A 20060-nucleotide genomic window follows, 5' to 3' on the forward strand; every position below is an offset into this window, starting at 1 on the left:
CGGGCGCGCTGGGCAGGGTCGGGCGCCGGGCAGCGACGTTCACGTGCGTCTCCCGCTGCCCCGCCCGGCCAGCATGTCCCCGGGTGACGGCGGCTGCCAGGCGGGGCGGCCGATGGGTTGACCGCCCTGTGCGTCGATCGGGTGGCCGGCGGTCCGGTGGGCCGGCTGGGGCGGGAGGAGGCAGGCCATCGCTCAGGTGATTGGGTGCGCGGCCTGTGGACAACTCCGACGCTGTCGGTCCCGGCCCCTATGGTGGACGCAGTGGTCGAGGGACGACGTACGGGGGACGAGGCGATGGGCGCGACGGGCGGGACGGGTGTGATGACCGAAGTGGACATGCCGGGGACGGACGGGAGCAGCGAGGCGCGAGCCACGCTGCACCGCGTCTTCGGGTACGACGCCTTCCGCGGCGAGCAGGAAGCGATCATCGACCACGTGGTGGCGGGCGGCGACGCGGTCGTCCTCATGCCGACCGGCGGTGGCAAGTCGCTGTGCTACCAGATCCCGGCCCTGGTCAGACCCGGTACGGGCATCGTCGTCTCGCCGCTGATCGCGCTGATGCAGGACCAGGTCGACGCGCTGCGGGCGCTCGGCGTGCGCGCCGGGTTCGTCAACTCCACCCAGGACTTCGACGAGCGGCGGGTCGTCGAGGCCGAGTTCCTGGCCGGCGAACTGGACCTGCTCTACCTGGCGCCGGAGCGCCTGCGCCTGGAATCCACGCTGGACCTCCTCTCCCGCGGCAAGATCTCCGTCTTCGCGATCGACGAGGCGCACTGCGTGTCCCAGTGGGGCCACGACTTCCGCCCCGACTACCTGGCGCTGTCGCTGCTCGGCGAGCGCTGGCCGGACGTCCCGCGCATCGCGCTCACGGCGACGGCCACGCACGCGACGCACCAGGAGATCACCCAGCGGCTGAACATGCCGGCCGCTCGGCACTTCGTGGCCAGTTTCGACCGGCCCAACATCCAGTACCGGATCGTGCCCAAGGCCGACCCCAAGAAGCAGCTGCTGAGCTTCCTGCGCGAGGAGCACCCCGGCGACGCGGGCATCGTGTACTGCCTGTCACGCAACTCCGTCGACAGGACGGCCGAGTTCCTCAGCAGCAACGGCATCGAGGCGGTGCCGTACCACGCCGGCCTCGACGCGGGCACCCGGGCGGCGCACCAGGCGCGGTTCCTCCGCGAGGAGGGCCTGGTCGTGGTCGCGACCATCGCGTTCGGCATGGGCATCGACAAGCCGGACGTGCGGTTCGTCGCCCACCTCGACCTGCCCAAGTCGGTCGAGGGCTACTACCAGGAGACCGGCCGCGCCGGCCGCGACGGCCTGCCCTCCACGGCCTGGATGGCCTACGGCCTCAACGACGTCATCCAGCAGCGCAAGCTCATCCAGTCCGGCGAGGGCGACGAGGCGTTCCGCCGCCGCGCGCAGGCCCACCTGGACGCGATGCTGGCCCTGTGCGAGACGGCCCGGTGCCGCCGGGGCCAGCTCCTCAACTACTTCGGTCAGGAGCCCGGCGCGACGGGCTGCGGCAACTGCGACACCTGCCTCACCCCGCCGGAGACCTGGGACGGCACCGTCGCCGCCCAGAAGGTGCTGTCGACGGTGGTGCGGCTCCAGCGCGAGCGCGGGCAGAAGTTCGGCGCCGTCCAGATCGTCGACATCCTGCTGGGCAAGCGCACCGGCAAGGTCATCCAGTTCGACCACGACCAGCTCTCGGTGTTCGGCATCGGCCAGGAACTCAGCGAAGCCGAGTGGCGCGGAGTGGTCCGGCAACTGCTGGCCCAGGGCCTGCTCGCGGTCGAGGGGGACTACGGCACCCTGGTGCTGACCGAGGCCAGCGGCTCGGTGCTGCGGCGCGAGCGCGAGGTGCCGCTGCGCAAGGAACCCAAGCGGCCCACCACCGCCAAGTCGGGCTCGTCCTCGACGGGCCGGGGCGACCGCAAGGCGAAGGCGGCCGGCGTCGAGCTGCCCGAGAACCTGCTGCCCGCCTTCGAGGCACTGCGCGCCTGGCGCGCCGAACAGGCCCGCGAGCAGGGCGTCCCGGCGTACGTCATCTTCCACGACGCCACCCTCCGGGACATCGTCACCGCCTGGCCCACGTCGGTGGCCCAGCTCGGCGGCGTCAACGGCGTCGGCGAGAAGAAGCTGGCGACGTACGGCGAGGGCGTGATCGAGGTCCTGGCCGGGCTCGACGGGACGTCGGACGACGCGGAACCGGGGGGCGGCAAGGCGGCCGCCCAGGATGACGCGGCGGCGGACGACTGGCCGGAGATGGACGCGGAGCCGGAGCCCGACGACTGGATATAGGCGGCGACCGGGGCGACGGCGGCCGGGGCGGCGGCGGGCCGGGCGCCCTCGTGCGACGGAGCCGGTCCGGGACGGGCGCCCGGGGCACGGGCTGACGGGCGCCCGGGGCATGGCCTGCCGGACGCCCGGGGCACGGGTTGACGGGCGCCCGGGTCATGGCCTGACGGCCGACAGGCCCGACGGTTCCGCGCTCCGCCGAACGGCCCTCCGCTCGCTCCCGCCACCCGTCGGCCGCCCCGCGGTCACAGCGCGCGGGAGGCGTACGCCCTGACGTCCGCGTCGGAGTCCGTCCTGACCGTGGCGAGGGCCGCCCTCGCCACGGGCAGCTCGCGGTGCCGGGTCAGCGCGAGCACCGCGGCCTTGCGGACGTCGGCGTTCACGTCGGCCAGCACCTTGGCGAGGGCGGGGACGGCCGTGTCGGGGTGCGCCGAGGACAGCGCGGTCGCCGCTCCGGACCGCACCTGCCAGGCCGGGTCGGACAGGGCCGTGACGGCACCGGCGGCAAGCGGCGCCGGGCAACCGGTGGTGCCGAGCGCGCCGTAGGCGGCCGCCCGGACCAGGGCGTCCGGGTCGTCGACGAGGGCGGTCAGGGCGCTCAGGACAGCGGGCGCGGGCCCGGGACCGTCAGGGGAGGCCGGCCGATCCGTCGTCACCGTGGCGAGGGCCTTGGCGATCGCGACCCGGACCTCACGGGACGGGTCGGCGGGCGCGGCGGCGGCCAACGCGTCGACGGCGTCGACGGAGACCAGGGCGCGAACGGCCGCGATCCGCACGGCCGTGTCGGCGTCGGACAGCGAGCGGGCGAACAGCGCGGTGTCGCCCCACCGCAGCGCGCGCAGGACGTCGAGTGCGGCGGCCCGCACGGCCGGATCGGCCGCCGGACCGGACTCGGTCAGCGCGGAGGCCAGCCCGTCACCCAGGGCGGGTTCGGGCGGAAGGGTCTCCACGAGCTCGCGCAGGGAAGCGGCCGCCGCGGCGCGCACCTCGGGCACGGGGTCGCGCAGGGCAGCGGCGAGGGCGGGTCCGGTCCCCGCGGGAACCGTCTCCGTCAGCACGGCGACGGCCTCGCGCCGGACGGCGGGGTCGGGGTCGGACAGGTAGGGGCGCAGGGCATCGAGTTCGGGGTCCTCGTCGGCGAGGGCGACCAACGCGAGGAGCCGCTCGGAGGCCGGACCGGCCGGCGCGGGGGAGACGAGGGCGCTCGACCCCGGGGCGGGAACCGTCCCGGCACCGGCGGATCCGTCCGTGCCGACGGGCTCCGGGACCTGCGTGCCGTCGGCGGTTCCGCTCGCGGTGGCACGGGCGGCGACCGGGGCGACGTCCCGGGAGCCCGCCGTTGCCACGTCCTCGGCGCGGACCTCACCGAGCGCACGGGACGGCCCGCCGGTGGGGGAGAAACCGTCCACCGGCACGAGATAGGGAGCCACGGGACGAGCCGTGAACTCCATGACACCGGAGGGGGACTTGTGCAGGTCGAGGTGGTGGAACCAGGAGACGTCGTCACGCTCGGGGTGGTCCAGCCGGTCGTGGTACAGGCCCCAACGGGACTCCGTACGGGCCAGGGAGGCACGGGCGGCCATCTCGGCGCAGTCACGGATGAAGGTGACCTCCGCGCAGCGCATCAGTTCGTGAGGGGTACGGGCACCCATGGCGGCGATGTCGTCACGCATCCGCTCGAAGGCCTCCAGCGCGAGCGAGAGGCGGGCGCCCGACTTCGGCGGGGCCACGTAGTCGTTGACGAAGCGGCGCAGCTTGTACTCGGCCTGGGGCTGCGGCGGGCCGTCCGGGTTGCGCAGCGGGCGGTAGATCAACTCGTGCGCCTCGCGCAGCTGGTCGGCCGGCAACTCCCCCGCGTAGGCCGAGTACCGGGAGGCGTCCGCACCGGCCAGATCGCCGAAGACGAACGCGCCGATCATGTAGTTGTGCGGGACGCAGGCCAGGTCACCGGCCGCGTACAGGCGGGGGACGGTCGTACGGGCGTGATCGTCGACACGGACACCGGAGGCGGAGTGACCGCCGCACAGGCCGATCTCGGAGATGTGCATCTCGACGTCATGGGTGCGGTAGTCGTGCCCCCGGCCCGCGTGGAAGGTGCCACGGGTGGGCCGCTCGGTGGAGTGCAGGATGGACTCCAGGGCGGAGACCGACTCCTCGGGCAGGTGGCTGAGCTTCAAGTAGACCGGGCCGCGGTCGCTGGCGACCTCGGCGGCGAACTCGGCCATCATCTGCCCGGACCAGTAGTCGGAGTCGACGAAGCGCTCGCCGTGCCGGTTGACCTGGTAGCCCCCGAAGGGATTGGCGACGTAGGCACACGCCGGCCCGTTGTAGTCCTTGATCAGGGGATTGATCTGGAAGCACTCGATCCCGGTCAGCTCGGCACCCGCGTGGTAGGCCATGGCGTAACCGTCACCGGCGTTGGTCGGGTTCTCGTACGTCCCGTACAGGTACCCGGAAGCCGGCAGACCGAGGCGGCCGCACGCGCCGGTCGCCAGGATCACGGCGCCCGCGCGGACGGTGACGAACGCCCCGGTACGGGTGTTGAAGCCCGCCGCGCCCACCGCCGCACCCCCGGCCGTCAGCACGCGCACCGGCATCACCCGGTTCTCGATGCGTATCCGCTCCCGCATCTCACGACGCCGAAGCTGCCGGTACAGGACCTTCTTGACGTCCTTGCCTTCCGGCATCGGCAGTACGTACGAGCCGGAGCGGTGCACCTGGCGGACCGCGTACGCGCCAAACTCGTCCTTCTCGAACTTGACCCCGTACGACTCCAGCCGCTGGACCATGGCGAAGCCGCGGGTCGCCGTCTGGCGGACCGTCGACTGGTCGACGATGCCGTCGTTGGCGCGCGTGATCTCGGCGACGTAGTCGTCGGGCTCGGCCCGGCCGGGGACGACCGCGTTGTTGACTCCGTCCATGCCCATGGCGAGAGCGCCGGAGTGACGGACGTGCGCCTTCTCCAACAACAGGACGTCCGCGCCGTGTTCGGCGGCGGTGAGGGCGGCCATGGTGCCGGCGGTGCCCCCGCCGATGACCAGGACGTCACAGGTCAGCTCCTCGGCGTCGGCGAGGGCGGGGATCGCCGGGGAGGCGGGCGCGGGGGCGTTCACGGAAGGGGTCACCGGGGGACCTTTCAGGTGCCGAGCGAGGAGAGGACGGCGCGGCGCAGGGCCACGCGGGCCGGGTCGTCGAGGGCTCCGCGGTCGCGCGGGCGCGGTACCTCACGCACGGACGCCACGCGGCCGGCGGCGAGCAGGGCGACACGGTCACCGAGGAAGAGCGCCTCGTCCACGTCATGGGTGACGAAGACGACGGTCGCGCCCGTGCCGCGCAACACCTCGACCAGCAGGTCCTGCATGCCGGAACGGGTCTGGGCGTCGAGCGCGCCGAACGGCTCGTCCATCAGGACGGCACGCGGGGCACCGGCCAGGGCGCGGGCCAACTGGGCACGCTGGCGCTGCCCGCCCGACACCCGGTGCGGCAACTGCTTCGCCTGCGCGCCCAGCCCGACCCGGGCGAGCCAGGAACCGGCCTGTTCACGCCGCGCGGAGCGCGACACCCCCTGGATGGCGAGCGGCAGCTCGACGTTGCCGCGCAAGGTGCGCCAGGGCAGCAACGCGTCCTCCTGGAAGACCAGCGCCCGGTCGGCGGACGGCCCGGTCAACGGCCTGCCGTCCTGCTCCACCGACCCCGCCAGCGGGGCCAGCAACCCGGCGAGCGTCCGCAACAGCGTCGACTTGCCGCAGCCCGAAGGACCCACGACGGTGAGGATCTCCCCGGGCCGGACGTCGAGGGCGACGTCGTGCAGCACCGGGGCGTCGGGACGGCCCAGCACGGCGCCGCGGAAGCGGAGCCCGGCTCCGGGTGCGGCGACCGCGGCTGGTGGTGGGGCGGTCGCCGGCACGGAGGTCTCAGACGAGGTGCTCATCGCGCGCCTCCTGGTCGGTCTCGCCGCTGCCCTGCTGCTGGGCATCGGACTGGTCCTGGGACTCGCCCTGGGCCTTCACCACGACCGGGACTGGGGCGGGGACGGGGGCGGGGAGCACCGCGGTGCGGGGCCGGCCGCCGGGCACGTACGAGGTGCGGGGCAGCCATCGCGTCAGACGCCGGCCGAGGAGCTCCACCGCCGTGGAGGTGACCCAGCCGAGGACACCGATGGTGACCATGCCGACGAACACGCCCGGGTAGTCGACGACCGTGTAGTCCTGCCAGGTGCGGTAGCCGACGCCGTACTGGCCGGAGATCATTTCGGCGGAGATCACACAGATCCAGGACACCCCGATGCCCACCGACAGCCCGCCGAAGATGCCGGGCAGTGCGCCCGGCAGGACCACCGACCCGAGGATCCGCCACCTGCCGCCGCCCATCGTGCGCACACCCTCCTCCCAGACGGGGGTGAGCGCACGGACCGCGTGCCGCGTGGACACGAGCACGGGGAAGAAGGCGGCGGTGAAGGTGATGAAGACGATGCCCTGCTCGTTGGAGGGGAACAGCAGGATGGCGACCGGGACGAGGGCGATCGCGGGGATCGGGCGGACCACCTCGAGGACCGGGCCGAGCAGGTCCTCGGCGAGCGGCGAGCGCGCCACGAGCACGCCCGCGGCCACGCCCAGGACGGCGGCCAGCAGGAAGCCGGAGAGGATGCGGGTGAGGCTGTCGGTGAGGTCGGTCCAGTAGTCGCTGCCGGTGAGGCGGCTGGCGAAGGCGTGAGCCACGTCGGTGACGGTGGGGAACTGGGAGAAGCGCAGCCAGATGTCCACGTCGAGGCCGGTGAGCAATTGCCACAGCCCGAGGGCGGTGACCAGCGAGGCGAGGCGGAGCGCATAGCGACGCAGTGCGCGGTGGGTCATGAGGCCGCCTCCAGCGCCTCGCTGTAGGTGACGACTCGGGCGCCGCTGTGGGTGTCGACGTAGGTCTGGGCGGTGGAGGGGGCGACGAAAGGCAGCAGTTGTGTGCCCTCGGCGACCCAGACCGCCTTGTCGGCGAACCAGAGGGTTCCGGTGGTGGCGTCGGGGACGTAGGCGGCGCGGACGCCGTCGCCGTGCGTCGCGAGGTAGGAGAGCAGCTCGGTGGCCGAGGCGAAGGTCTGCGTCCGGTCGGCGTCCTTCGTCCACACCTCGCTCGTGGCGGGCGGGGGAGCGGCGGAGAGCTTCTGGTCGTAGGTCGCGCCTAGCGCCTTCTTCACGTACTGGTCGTCGACGAACGCGTCCACGTCCACGTCACCGGTGAGCTTGGCCGCCTTCAGGATCGACACGTCCTGCTTGAGCGCCGACACGAGTTGCGGCTTGAGCGCCGGGTCGAAGGTCGAGATGCCATTGGCGCCGTTGTAGAGGTAGACGACCTCGGCGGGCAGTCCGGTGGCCTTCGCAACTTTCTCGGCGGCCGCGACCGGGTGGGCGTTCAGGTAGTCGGTGGCCTGAGCTTGGGCCTTCAGGAACGCCTCCAGCACGGACGGCCGCTTCTTCGCGAAGTCCTGGCGGGCGGTGACGCCGTGAAACGTGGGCAGGTTCAGCTCCGCGCCGTCGTAGAGCGCCTTCGCCTTGCCCTGGTAGGCGAGCAGCCCCGGCCAGGCCACGAACTGGGAGAGCGCGTCGGCGCTGCCGGCCGAGAGGGCTGACGCGCCCACCGCCGGCTGCTGGTTGAGCTTCTCGATCCCCTTCTCGGGGTCGATGCCCGCGCGCTTCAGCGCCCGCACCAGCGTCCCGTCGGCGGCGGAGCCGACGCTCGTGGACACCTTCTTGCCCTTGAGGTCCTTCAGCGACGTCAGCTTGGAGTCGGGGGCGGTGACGATGGTGTTGAGGCCGCCACGGAGGTTGTAGCCGGTGACAGACACCAGGTGGGTGGGGCGGCCGAGTTGCTTGCCGCGAGCCGCGTTGATGAGCAGCGGGAAGTCGCCCATCGAGCCGATGTCGATCTTCCCGGCGGTCATCTGCGCGGTGATGGGGGCGCCCGTGGCGTAGTCCTGCCAGACGACCTTGTAGCTGTGCCCGTCGCCGAGGGCGTTCAGCTGCTTCTCGAAGTAGCCGAGGGAGCGCAGCAGAGTTCCCGCGGTGACCGTGTTGATGGTCTTGGACTGGTAGCCGACGGTGACGGTGATCGTGCCGCCGTCGCCGGCCGCGGCATTGCCGCCGCACGCGGCCAGCACCAGCAGCAGACCAGCGGTGGCGGTGGCGGCCGCGGTGCGCCGCAGAGGAGTTCGGGACATGGCAGGGCGACCTTTCACCGGAGCAGGTAGGGCATGTTGACCGTGACGGCTCCGGTGGGACAGCGGGCCGCGCACGGGCCGCAGTACCAGCACTCGTCGACGTGCATGTACGCCTTGCCGCTGTCGGTGTCGATGGCCAGCGAGTCCAGCGGGCACATGTCCACACAGAGGGTGCAGCCGTCGATGCACTTCGACTCGTCGATGGTCACGGGCACGTCGGCCCGCTGGGGCACCAAGGGCATGGCGGTCTCCAGAGAAGGATTCCCCGAAAAGGTCCGCCCGGTCGTGAACCGTTGAGGTCCCGCCGAACGATGAAGGAGTGCAGGCGCCGAGAGCGCGCCGAGAAGAACTGACGGACAGGGACGGGCGGATGGAAACGGTCAGGATCAGGCGGTGCGGTGCAGCAGGCCGCTCATCGAGATGCGGTCGCCGCGGAAGCGGATGAACTCCAGGTCGACGGGTCGGCCGTCGGCTAGGTGCGTCAGACGTTCCAGCATCAGCACGGCGGCGCCTCGCGGTGCCTCCAGGACGGCGGCGGAGTGGGCGTCGGCGTTCACGGCCTCCAGCGTGATCTCCGCGTGACCGAGGGGGCGGCCGGTGATCGACTCCAGGAGGCGGAAGACGTCGGTGTTCTCGAGGTCGGCGCCGAGCAGGGCGGTGCCGATGTCGAGGGGGATGTAGGTGAGGTCCAGAGAGAGGGGGAGGCCGTTCAGGCGGCGCAGGCGCTCGACGTAGAGGACGTCGGCGCCTGGCGGCACGTGAAGCCGGTCGGCCACGGGGGCCGGTGCCGACACCGGGCCCACGGTGCGGACCTCGTTGGTGACGCGGCCGTGTTCGTGGAGGGTCTCGGCCAGACCCATCAGCCGGTCCAGCCCATGGGAGTACTTCCGGGCCACGACGACCGTGCCGACGCCGGGCAGGCGGTCGACGAGGCCCTCGGAGCGCAGCAGGTCGAGAGCTTCGCGGACGGTGTTGCGGGAGCTGCCGTAGTCGGTGGCGAGCACCGATTCATGGGGGAGCGTGCCGGATGCGAAGCCGTCGGTGAGCAGTTGGCGGCGGAGCAGGTCGGCGAGCTGGCGTGCCCGGTCCGCGCGCAGCCGGCGCCGCGCGCGGTGGGCGGCGACGGTGGTCGCGCCCTGGCCGGCGTGGTCCCGGATGCGGTCGGTGGGTGGCATGGCTGGAACCATACCGACGCGCTAGGAAAAGGGGTGTTGCGGAAGTGTTGCGCCACCTGACGTCGAGTCGAAAGGCGCGCTGAGCTGCGGTTTCGATCCGTTCACGGCAAGATCTGCCACCGCCGACGGGGACCTGCGTCATGCCTGCACCGGCGGGCCCGCGCTGCTCCTCGCGAGGCGCGGCCGACTGCATCAGCCGGGCCCAGACACGGGGGCCCGCCCCCCGGCCTCAGACCGCGAAGGCGGCACGGCTCGGCTCAGGCCAGCGCTGTCAGTCCCGGTGCGAAGGTGATCAGGAGCGGGAGGAGGGGGACCAGGGAGGCGACGGTCGTCGTCAGGGCGCGGTGGCGGCGGCCGAGCCGTGGCGGGGGTTCCAGCAGCCGGTCGACGCGCTCGCCCAGGAGGCGGTGGCTGTTGGCGCAGGACAGGACGCCCCGGTGCTGGTTCAGCTCGATCAGGGCGAGGGCGGTGGTCAGGTGGCCGCAGCGGCGGGAGGCGGTGTCGTCGGCGGCGAGTTCGACCAGGCGGTGGGTCTGGTCGCAGAAGTGGGCGAAGAGCGGGACGCGCGGGAAGCCCGTCGCCAGCGCGGTCGACAGGTGCAGCAGCCAGTCGTGGTGGGCACGCGCGTGGCCGCGTTCGTGGGTGAGGACGGCATCGAGCTGGTGGGAGGTGAGCCGGTGGAGCGCGCCGGTCGTGACGATCAGTTGGGGCGGGCTGCCGGGCAGCCACCAGGCGTCCGGGTACTCGTCCTCCAGGACCAGCAGGGGGCCCCGACCGGACGGCAGACCGCCGGGCAGGTCGGGGGCCCGCTCGCGCAGGTGGGCCCGGGCCCGGCCGCGCCGTCGGCGGGCCTCGACGAGTTCGCGGGCGAGCATCGCGGTGGTCCAGGCGGCCCCGCAGGCCAGGAGCAGGGTGAGGGTGGCGGCCCAGAGCGGGGCGGTGGTGAGGTCGTACGCCTCGGCCACGCCGGGCGGGGCGGGGGCGAAGACCTGGGTGCGAACCGTGTGGAAGACGGCGGCGGCGCCCAGGGTCAGGGCCGTCAGGCAGCACAGCAGCACCGTGGCGACCAGGCACTGCCAGACCCACAGGGCGACGACCGGTTCCCGTTCAGGCCAGCACACGCGCGTGAGGGCGCGGGGGACCGGCCAGGCGGCCATGAGGGCGACGGCGCTCAGCAGGAGCAGGCAGACGGTCATGCCACGGGCTCCGGATCCGGTCGGGACGAGCTGCTGTGGACGGTGCGTGGTGCTGAGAGGCGGGACACGGCTCTGGCGGTGCGGGGGCGGCGAGCCGTGCACGGAAGCCGTGCCCGCCGCCTGTACGACCGCCAGTATGACGCCGTCCGGCTCGTCCGTCAGCCCGCGACGATGCGCCCGGTCACCTCGCCGAGGGACACCCGCAGGCCGTCGGGGCCGGAGGCCCACGCCGACAGCGTCACCACGTCGCCGTCCTCCAGGAACGTCCGCTTGCCGTCGGGCAGTTCCAGCGGGTCGCGGCCGTTCCAGGTCAGCTCCAGCAGGGAGCCGCGCTCGCGTTCGGTCGGGCCGCTCACGGTGCCCGATCCGTACAGGTCGCCGGTGCGCAGGGAGGCACCGTTGACCGTCATGTGGGCGAGCTGCTGGGCCGCGGTCCAGTACATGGTGGAGAAGGGGGGTTCGGAGACCACATGGCCGTTGATCGCGACGGAGATGCGCAGGTCGTAGCCGGCGGGTTCCTGCGCCGAGTCGTCCAGGTAGGGCAGCAGGGGGTGCGTGCGCTGAGGCGGGGCCACGCGCGCGTGGTCGAGTGCCTCCAGCGGGGTGATCCAGGCCGACACCGACGTGGCGAACGACTTGCCGAGGAACGGTCCGAGGGGGACGTATTCCCAGGCCTGGATGTCGCGGGCCGACCAGTCGTTCAGCAGGCACAGGCCGAAGACGTGGTCGCGGAACCCGTCCAGGCCGACCGGGCTGCCCATCGCCGAGGGCGTGCCGACGACGAAGCCGACCTCCGCCTCGATGTCGAGACGGACCGACGGGCCGAACACCGGGGCCGGGTCGGCCGGTCCCTTGCGCTGCCCCGCGGGGCGCACGACGTCGGTGCCGGAGACCACGACCGTGCCGGACCGGCCGTGGTAGCCGATCGGCAGGTGCTTCCAGTTCGGCGTGAGGGAGTCGGCCGCGTCGGGGCGGAAGATCTGGCCGACGTTGCGGGCATGGTGCTCGGAGGCGTAGAAGTCGACGTAGTCCGCGACCTCGAACGGCAGGTGCAGGGTCACCGAGGACAAGGGGTGCAGCAGGGGTTCGACCACCGGCCGGTGGGCCGGGTCGGTGACCCACGCGCGCAGTGCGGCGCGCACCTGCGACCACGTCGGGCGGCCGGCCGCCAGCAGGGGGTTGAGGGTCGGCGCGGTGAGCAGGGACGCGTGGGGCGAGCCGAGGGCCCGGGCCGCGGCGCCCGCGTCGAGGACGTGGTCACCGAGCCGCACGCCGACGGTGCGCTCCGGGGTGCCGGGGCGGGAGAAGACGCCGTACGGGAGGTTGTGCGGGCCGAAGGGGTCGCCCTCGGGAAGGTCGAACGGGGGCATTGGGTGCTGCCTCGCTTTCGTGTTCGCCATGTCGTGCTCGCGGGTGCCCCGCCGTCGGCGGGAGCCGGGCCACACGTTACGGCTGACCTCGCACGCGTGGCACGGGGCGGCACTGGTGAGATGCGGGCAGCGCGGTTGCCGGTCCGTCGGGGCGAAGCACCGCATACGCCTCGATGTACCGCAACGGGCGGAATACGAGACGCGGGAGGTCGTTTCCGGTCAGTGTCAGGCGGGAGTGAAAGCTGACAGACAGGCCCCAACTCCCGTCAACGGGAAATGAGTCGGCGAGACGCGATGTCCGTATTCTCTGATCATGGCCGCACCCCTCACCTCTGCCCGGCGCTTCGCGTACGCGCTCGTCGCCACCGACCTGGACGGAACGCTGCTCCGCGGCGACGACACCTTCTCCGACCGGTCGCTCCTCGCGCTGGCACGCGTCACCGACGCCGGCGCCCGCCACCTGGTGGTGACCGGCCGGCCGGCGCCCCGGGTGCGGCCGCTGCTGGAGCACCTGCGCGGCAGGGGGCTCGCGGTGTGCGGACAGGGCGCGCAGGTGTACGACGCCGGCGCCGACCGCCTGCTGTGGTCGGTCACCCTCGACCGGGAGCTGGCGGAGACCGCGCTGGGCAAGATCGAGGCCGAGGTGGGCCAGGTGTACGCCGCCGTCGACCAGGACGGCGTCGACGGGCTGACGCTGATCGAGCCGGGCTACCGGATGCCCCACCCGACCCTGCCGGCCCTGCGGGTCGAGCGGCGCGACGACCTGTGGTGCGCGCCGATCAGCAAGGTGCTGCTGCGCCACCCCGACCTCTCTGACGACGAGCTCGCGGCTACGGCCCGCTCGGTGGTGGGCTCGCTGGCCACGGTCACCATGTCGGGGCCGGGCACGGTGGAGCTCCAGCCGTGCGGGGTCACCAAGGCGACGGGGCTGGCGCTGGCCGCCGAGCACCTCGGCGTCGGCCCGGCCGACACGGTCGCCTTCGGGGACATGCCCAACGACGTGCCGATGTTCGACTGGGCCGCGTACGGGATCGCGATGGCCAACGCCCACCCGGAGCTGAAGGCGGTGGCCGACGAGGTGACGACGTCGAACGAGGACGACGGCGTGGCCGTCGTCCTCGAACGTCTGTTCCTCTAGTTCCCTGGCCGGCACGCCCACCAGCAGGGCCGCCGCCCTCCAGCAGGGCCGCCGCCCTCCAGCAGGGCTAACCGCTCGGTGGCTCAGTAGGCGCCGAACACGTTGTCGATCGAGCCGTAGCGGTCGGCCGCGTAGTTGCAGGCGGCGGTGATGTTGGCCACCGGGTCGTACGGGTCCCAGGAGGTGCCCTCGACGTGGTAGGCGGCGAACGTCGGGTCGATCACCTGGAGCAGACCCTTGGACGGGGTGCCCGCGACGGCGTTGGAGTCCCAGAGGTTGATGGCGTTCGGGTTGCCGGAGGACTCCCGCATGACGTTGCGGTAGATGCCGTCGTAGCTGCCCGGGATGCCCTTCTGGGCCATGATCGCGAGGGACTCGCGGATCCAGCCGTCGAGGTTGTTCGGGTAGCCCGCGACCGTGGTCGAGGCGGTGGTGGCGGTCGTGGCCGCGGAGGCGCTGGTCGCGCCGACCAGCGGGACGGCGAGCACGGCCGCGCCGGTGCCGGCGAGGACGAGGGTGCGCTTGAGGCGGCTCATGCGGGCACGGCGGGGCTGAGCGTTTGCGGACATGGGGAAGTTCCTCTCCGTCGCCTGCGAGGTGAGCTGTCGGGTTCGGGCTGGGAGGTGCCCGGCCGGCCGCCGTGGGTACGGCGACGCGGCTTCACCCCGAGCCGGCGCGGAATGTCGTACTGGTACCGAGTACTGGGTACTGCGTACTGCGTACTTCGTACGACGTTTGCGTCGGCGTTCTACCTGGGTCCCCCGCTCCTGCCGTGCGTGAGTGATCGTCGATGGGTGGGATCGGGCGGCGGCAGGATTCGGCGTCCGCCCGACGGCCGGGAACGTATGCGAGAGCACATGTCCGGAACAAGTAGCGGATTCACGGCTCGGGCCTATTGATCTTTGTTTGAGGCTTTTGGTGTGCTTGATCCTTTGCAGTCGCCAAGCGCTAACTCGCCCAGGCCAAAAGGAAGTAGACGGGGCGTCGGGCGGAAGGGATCCGAGTGACGGAAGTGAGCCAACTCACCACCATTCACAAGGCTGGCAAATCGGGCAATAGAGTCAATGGCGGCTAATGAATGTGGCCGCTGATCGAAATTGCTATTTTCCGGTAAGTGAATGAATGTCTGTTTCCGCCCATCCGGCAGCCCTGGGGCCTCTCGGTGATCGAAAGGTGACCGGATACGCTGACTTGAGTGATGGCAGCGACCTATCGACAAACCGCGTGAGCGCCAGCAGACACCAGCAGACAGGAGATCCCTCGTGACCGTCGTCGGGCCGTTCGGGCTGAGCGTGCGGGACCAGGCTCTGGAAGCCGATGTCCAGGCCGGATTGACGGCTGTCGAGGAAGGGTTGCTCGAGGCCACCAAGAGCGAGGTCCCCTTCATCACGCAGGCCGCGCAGCACCTCGTGCGGGCGGGCGGGAAGCGGTTCCGGCCGCTGCTCGTGATGCTCGCGGCACAGTTCGGCGACCCCTACGCGCCCGGGGTCGTGCCGTCGGCCGTCGTCGTCGAGCTGACCCACCTGGCCACGCTCTACCACGACGACGTCATGGACGAGGCCCAGGTGCGGCGCGGGGTGGACAGCGCGAACACCCGCTGGGGCAACTCGGTGGCCGTGCTCACCGGCGACTTCCTCTTCGCGCGGGCCTCGCAGATCCTCGCCGACCTCGGGCCCGAGGCGGTGCGGGTGCAGGCGCTCGCGTTCGAACGGCTCGTGACCGGGCAGATCCTGGAGACCGCCGGGCCGACCGACGGCCGGGACCCCGTGGAGCACTACCTCGACGTCCTCGGCGGCAAGACCGGCTCGCTGGTCGCGGTCTCGTGCCGGTTCGGCGCGATGATGTCCGGTGCCGACGAGACGGTCGTGGACGTCCTCACCCAGTACGGCGAGCGGCTCGGCGTCGCCTTCCAGCTCGCGGACGACGTGCTGGACATCGCCTCGGACTCGCACGAGTCGGGCAAGACGCCGGGCACGGACCTGCGCGAGGGCATCCCCACGCTCCCCGTGCTGCGCCTGCGCGAGCGGGCGGCCCGGCTGGGTCACCCCGAGGACATCGCCCTGTGCGAGCTGCTGGACTCCGACCTGAGTGACGACGCACGGCACGCCGAGGCCCTGGCGGCGCTGCGGGCGCACCCCGCGCTGGAGCAGGCGCGACGGGACACCGTGCGCTACGCCGAGGAGGCGCGCGCGGCGCTGGCCCCGCTGGCGGAGTGCGACGCGAAGCGGGCGCTGGTGGAGCTGTGCGACCTGGTGGTGCACCGGGCGGGCTGAGGCGCCCCGGTTCGTCGTCCGTCCCCGGGGCCTCGCCGCCCGGCTTCCCGGCGGGGGTCCGCACCCGCACGGGACCCCGGTCCGCGATGCCGGCCGGGTCCTGGCGTCGGGCCCGGCCCCGGCGTGAGTCAGGTGCCCGGCCCTCGGCCTCAGCGCCCGTCCGATCTGATCCTCGGCCTACGCGTCCGTCTGATCCCCGATCCGAGGACCTCGGCGCCGGCGGCCCGGTGCTGCGACCTGCCCTGCCTACCCCTAAGGGCCCCCTCCACCCTCACGTCATACCCGAGGCGTACGCGGAGTTGGCTCCGCGGGTTGACGCCTAACGCGGGGGGATTTGGTCAGATGGATGACACGGACTTCACCACTGCTCACCGATTCGGGTGAGAATGGCGGCAGTTGCCGCCGACTACGGAGGTAGGCACACATGGCACCGTACGCATCCGACGACACCACCAGTGGCCGGCGCAAGGCTGTGCGGTACGTCGTCCCCGCGACCGTGGTGGGCGTGGCGGCGGCGACCATCGGGCTGGTCCCGGCGCTCGCCGACTCCGGCGACCCCGATCTGCCGAAGATCACGGCCCAGCAGCTGATCGAGAAGATCGCCGCCTCGGACGTCGAACAGCTTTCCGGCACCGTGAAGATCACCACCGACCTCGGCCTGCCGGACCTCGGGGGACTGGCAGGCAGCCTCGCGTCCGCCGGCGGTGGCGCCGGCGGCTCGAAGGACGGCTCCTCGGCCGACCCCTCCGCGCGGCTCACCGAACTCGCCTCGGGCACGCACACCCTGCGCATCGCGGCCGACGGCCCCGACCGGCAGAAGGTCTCCCTGCTGGAGGACGCCGCCGAGTACAGCGTCATCCACGACGGCACGGACGTGTGGGGCTACGACAGCGCCTCCAACGAGGTGTACCACTCCACCGCCCCCCAGGGCGCCGACGCCCACGGCAAGGAGCACGGCAAGGGCGGGGCCGAGCAGGCGCCCACCCCCAAGGAGTTCGCCGACCAGGCCCTCAAGGCCGTGGACGGCACCACGTCGGTCACCGTGGACGGCACCGTGCACGTCGCCGGACGAGACGCCTACAAGCTGGTCGTCAAGCCGAAGGACTCCGCCTCCACCGTCGGTGCCATCAGCATCGCCGTGGACGCGAAGACAGGTCTGCCGCTGAAGTTCACCCTCACCCCGAAGAGCGGCGGCGCCGCCGTCGTGGACGCCGGTTTCACCCAGGTCCACTTCGCCAAGCCGGCCGCCTCGACCTTCGACTTCACCCCGCCCAAGGGCGCGAAGGTCACCGAGGGCGACGACGCCGACCACTCCGTCGCGGGCAAGGAGAAGGGCGGCGCCGCTCTTCCCGGTGCCGCGGGACTCGGCGGTCTCGACGGGCTGAACGTCCTCGGTGACGGATGGGGCTCCATCGCCGCCTTCGACACCGGCTCCGGCAGCGGGCTGCCGTCCGCGTCCTCCGGCGGCGACGCGGGCGCGTTCGGTGATTTCCTCGGCTCGTTCGGCGACAAGGTGACCGGCACGTTCGGCTCCGGGACCGTCTTCAAGACGCGCCTGGTCAACGCCCTCATCACCGACGACGGCAAGGTCTACGCCGGCGCGGTCACCAAGGACGCCCTGGTGAAGGCCGCCGACACGGCGGCGAAGAAGTAGCCCGGCCGACCGGCCGCGATCAGGGAGCGCAAGGCGGGCGGTGCTCCCCCCGCGCGTGAGCGTGGAGCGCGGGGCGTACGGCAGCGCGAGGAGCACGGAGCACGGAGTACGGGGGCACGGAAGGCGATGGGTACGGAAGCGGAGGACAGCGGCCCCGCCGAGGGCGCCGTCATCCGCACCCGTGCCCTCACCAAGCGGTTCCGCGGTGGGCATCTCGCCGTGGACGGCCTGGACCTGACCGTCCCCGAGGGCAGCGTTTTCGGTTTCCTCGGCCCCAACGGCTCCGGCAAGACCACCACCATCCGCATGCTGATGGGGCTGATCGAGCCGACCTCCGGCACGGCGCACGTGCTCGGGCAGCCCATGCCCCGGGCCGTGCGGACCGTACTGCCGCAGGTCGGTGCCCTCATCGAGGGGCCGGCGCTGTACGGGCACCTGTCCGGCCGGGACAACCTGCTGCGCTACGACGCCGCCGACCCCACCGCCGACCCGCGCACCCGGCGTTCCCGCGTCGGGGCCGCGCTGGAGCGGGTGGGGCTGTCGGCGGCCGCGGGCAAGAAGGCACGCGCGTACTCGCTCGGCATGAAGCAGCGGCTCGGGCTCGCCGCGGCACTGCTCCAGCCGCGTCGGCTGCTCGTCCTGGACGAGCCCACCAACGGCCTCGACCCCCAGGGCATGCGGGAGATCAGGGCACTGGTGCGTGAACTGGCGTCCGACGGCACCACCGTGTTCCTGTCCTCCCACCTCCTCGACGAGATCGAGCAGGTCTGCACGCACGCCGCGGTGATGGCGCGCGGACGGCTGCTGGTGCAGGGCGCCGTGGCCGAGCTGGCGGCCCGGGCGCGCGGCCGGCTGGTGGTCACCACCCCCGACACGGCGGAGGCCGCGCGCGTGCTGAAGGAACAGGGGGTCGGCGACGTCGTCGTGGAGGAGCGGGACGACCGCGTCACCGGCGAGCCGCCGGAACGGGAACCGGCCGAACTGAACGCCGCGTTGGTCGCCGCGGGCGTCCGGGTGCGCGGCTTCGGTGTGCGCGGGGCCTCGCTGGAGGACGCGTTCGTGGCGCTGACGGGGGAGGGGTTCGATGTCGCGGGCTGACATCGCAGGCGTGGGCGTGCGGGTCCGCCGGTCCTGGAGCCTCGGGCTCTTCGCCGGTGAGTTCACCGTCACCCTGCGGCGCTGGAGGACGCTGGCGCTGCTCGCGGTGCTGGCCGCCGTGCCGGTCCTGGTCGGGATCGCCGTCAAGGTCGAGTCGGACGGCGGCTCGGGCGGGGGCTCCGGCGGTGGGGACGGGGGAGCGGGGCCGGCGTTCATGGCGCAGGTCACCAACAACGGGCTGTTCCTGGTGTTCACCGCGCTGGCCGCGACGCTGCCGTTCTTCCTGCCGATGGCCGTCGGGGTCGTCGCCGGCGACGCGATCGCGGGCGAGGCGAGCGCGGGAACCCTGCGCTACCTGCTGGTCGCCCCGGCGGGCCGTACGCGCCTGCTGCTCGCCAAGTACGTCACCACGGTCGCCTTCTGCCTGCTGGCCACGCTCGTGGTGGCCGTGTCCGCCCTGGCGGTGGGCGCGCTGCTGTTCCCGCTCGGCGACCTCACCACCATCTCGGGAACCCGCATCACCTTCGGCGAGGGGCTGGCGCGCGCCCTGCTGATCGCCCTGGTCGTCGCCGCGTCGCTGCTTGGGGTCGCGGCGCTCGGGCTGTTCGTCTCCACGCTCACCACCAGCGGTATCGCGGCGATGGCGACGACCGTGGGCCTGTTGACGACCGTGCAGATCGTCGACCAGATACCGCAGTTGCACGCGATCCAGCCCTACCTCTTCCCGCACTACTGGCTGTCCTTCGCCGACCTGATGCGCGAGCCCGTCTACTGGGACGACCTGCAGAAGAACCTGGGCCTGCAGGCCCTCTACGTGGCCGTGTTCGGCTCGGCGGCCTGGGCGCGCTTCACGGCGAAGGACATCACGACCTGAGCCCGGGCTCCGCTCAGCGCTCGTACGGGAAGCGCGCGAAGGGGGCGTCCTGCGCGAAGAAAGTCTTCGCCCGGGTCAGCGCCTCGGTGTCCGTGCGGACGTCACCGGGCTTGCTGCCGTTGCCGAGCAGCACCCCGCCGAACCGCATGCCGAGGTAGGCGGCCGAGTGGCGCAGGGTGCCGACCAGCGGATCGGCGACCTCGAACTCCTCGTGCGCCAGCGCGGTGACGCCCCACAACGTCCGTCCTGCCATGCGCGCCTTGAAGTCGACGCCGGGCAGGCGCAGCCAGCCCGCCCAGTGGTCGAGGTAGCGCTTGGTCTGGGCGGACACCGAGTACCAGTACAGCGGCGAGACGATCACGAGGTCCGTCGCGGCGAGCGTCGCGTCGAGGAGGTGCGCCGCGGGGCCCTCCGGGCGGGGGATCTCGGCGTCGTGCCGAAAGTCCACGAAGTCGGGCAGCGGCTGCTCGGCCAGGCTGAACCACTCCTGCTCGGTCCCGGCGGGCAGTTGCTCGGCGGCGGTCCGCGCGAGCAGTTCGGTGTTGCCGTCCGGGCGACTGCTGCCCAGCACGAACAGGAAACGTCGGGTCACGGGGTCCTCCCTGAGATCGATCGATTCATTGTATGAGTACGCATCTTATGCGCGCGAATATAAATGTTCGGTCATGCACAGCCCGCAGCGAAGGTCGGCCCGCAGGGCCGGGGCCAGGCATCGGCGGGATCGTCCAGGCTCAGGGCGCACCCTTCTGCGAGGGTCGCGGGTCATCCCA

At 72.3% G+C, this 20060-nt stretch carries 16 protein-coding genes and 1 riboswitch; of the genes, 6 read left to right on the top strand and 10 right to left on the bottom strand.

What is annotated here, in order from left to right; all coding sequences use genetic code 11:
* The first annotated feature begins 294 nt into the window (after positions 1-294).
* Entirely contained in the window at positions 295-2307 is a 2013-nt protein-coding gene (recQ, locus tag E4U92_RS26200; RefSeq protein ID WP_168725199.1) for a DNA helicase RecQ, read from the top strand.
* 242 nt (positions 2308-2549) lie between these two features.
* On the opposite strand, the gene E4U92_RS26205 is transcribed toward recQ, so the two are convergent.
* The 8 genes from E4U92_RS26205 to fahA all read right to left on the bottom strand — a co-directional run bounded on the left by E4U92_RS26205 (position 2550) and on the right by fahA (position 12253).
* On the bottom strand, positions 2550-5429 hold the full coding sequence (locus tag E4U92_RS26205; protein ID WP_137302931.1) for a fumarate reductase/succinate dehydrogenase flavoprotein subunit: 2880 nt from the start codon (positions 5427-5429) through the stop codon (positions 2550-2552).
* A gap of 11 nt (positions 5430-5440) precedes the next feature.
* Positions 5441-6235, bottom strand: a complete 795-nt coding sequence (locus E4U92_RS26210) for an ABC transporter ATP-binding protein (RefSeq protein ID WP_137302932.1) — start codon at positions 6233-6235, stop codon at positions 5441-5443.
* On the bottom strand, positions 6219-7157 hold the full coding sequence (locus E4U92_RS26215; protein ID WP_229863288.1) for an ABC transporter permease: 939 nt from the start codon (positions 7155-7157) through the stop codon (positions 6219-6221). Before E4U92_RS26215 ends, E4U92_RS26210 begins: the two co-directional genes overlap by 17 nt.
* Positions 7154-8512 (bottom strand): ABC transporter substrate-binding protein, encoded by a 1359-nt coding sequence (locus E4U92_RS26220; RefSeq protein ID WP_137302933.1) that lies wholly within the window; start codon positions 8510-8512, stop codon positions 7154-7156. Before E4U92_RS26220 ends, E4U92_RS26215 begins: the two co-directional genes overlap by 4 nt.
* A gap of 14 nt (positions 8513-8526) precedes the next feature.
* Positions 8527-8754 carry a 4Fe-4S dicluster domain-containing protein gene (locus E4U92_RS26225; RefSeq protein WP_067240494.1) on the bottom strand — a complete coding sequence of 76 codons (228 nt, stop codon included), beginning with the start codon at positions 8752-8754 and terminating at the stop codon, positions 8527-8529.
* A 144-nt stretch (positions 8755-8898) separates the two neighbouring features.
* Complete coding sequence (locus E4U92_RS26230; protein WP_137302934.1) at positions 8899-9687, bottom strand: GntR family transcriptional regulator; 789 nt, start codon at positions 9685-9687, stop codon at positions 8899-8901.
* Between the two features lie 257 nt (positions 9688-9944).
* On the bottom strand, positions 9945-10883 hold the full coding sequence (locus E4U92_RS26235) for a M56 family metallopeptidase (RefSeq protein WP_137302935.1): 939 nt from the start codon (positions 10881-10883) through the stop codon (positions 9945-9947).
* A 158-nt stretch (positions 10884-11041) separates the two neighbouring features.
* Positions 11042-12253, bottom strand: coding sequence for a fumarylacetoacetase (gene fahA, locus E4U92_RS26240; RefSeq protein ID WP_137302936.1), 1212 nt, complete (start codon positions 12251-12253; stop codon positions 11042-11044).
* 313 nt (positions 12254-12566) lie between these two features.
* Between fahA and E4U92_RS26245 the strand changes: the two genes are divergently transcribed.
* Positions 12567-13391, top strand: coding sequence for an HAD family hydrolase (locus tag E4U92_RS26245; RefSeq protein WP_137302937.1), 825 nt, complete (start codon positions 12567-12569; stop codon positions 13389-13391).
* A gap of 83 nt (positions 13392-13474) precedes the next feature.
* Here the strand turns inward: E4U92_RS26245 and E4U92_RS26250 are convergent, their stop codons facing one another.
* Positions 13475-13960 carry a transglycosylase SLT domain-containing protein gene (locus E4U92_RS26250; protein ID WP_137302938.1) on the bottom strand — a complete coding sequence of 162 codons (486 nt, stop codon included), beginning with the start codon at positions 13958-13960 and terminating at the stop codon, positions 13475-13477.
* 3 nt (positions 13961-13963) lie between these two features.
* Positions 13964-14184: riboswitch (cyclic di-AMP (ydaO/yuaA leader) on the bottom strand.
* Positions 14185-14653: 469 nt separating this feature from the next.
* Here E4U92_RS26250 and E4U92_RS26255 point away from each other — a divergent pair.
* The 4 genes from E4U92_RS26255 (at position 14654) to E4U92_RS26270 (ending at position 19290) form a co-directional block, all read left to right on the top strand.
* A complete protein-coding gene (locus tag E4U92_RS26255; RefSeq protein WP_137302939.1) occupies positions 14654-15664 on the top strand; it encodes a polyprenyl synthetase family protein in 1011 nt (336 codons plus the stop codon).
* 424 nt (positions 15665-16088) lie between these two features.
* A complete protein-coding gene (locus tag E4U92_RS26260; protein WP_137302940.1) occupies positions 16089-17318 on the top strand; it encodes a LolA family protein in 1230 nt (409 codons plus the stop codon).
* A gap of 126 nt (positions 17319-17444) precedes the next feature.
* Entirely contained in the window at positions 17445-18416 is a 972-nt protein-coding gene (locus E4U92_RS26265; RefSeq protein ID WP_137302941.1) for an ABC transporter ATP-binding protein, read from the top strand.
* Positions 18403-19290: an ABC transporter permease gene (locus E4U92_RS26270; RefSeq protein ID WP_137302942.1), complete on the top strand. Its 888-nt coding sequence runs from the start codon at positions 18403-18405 to the stop codon at positions 19288-19290. Before E4U92_RS26265 ends, E4U92_RS26270 begins: the two co-directional genes overlap by 14 nt.
* A 13-nt stretch (positions 19291-19303) precedes the next feature.
* Here the strand turns inward: E4U92_RS26270 and E4U92_RS26275 are convergent, their stop codons facing one another.
* Positions 19304-19882, bottom strand: a complete 579-nt coding sequence (locus tag E4U92_RS26275; RefSeq protein WP_137302943.1) for a flavodoxin family protein — start codon at positions 19880-19882, stop codon at positions 19304-19306.
* Between the last annotated feature and the right edge of the window lie 178 nt (positions 19883-20060).

Origin of the sequence: Streptomyces galbus (assembly GCF_005280195.1) — a bacterium.
GTDB classification, from domain to species: Bacteria; Actinomycetota; Actinomycetes; order Streptomycetales; family Streptomycetaceae; genus Streptomyces; species Streptomyces galbus.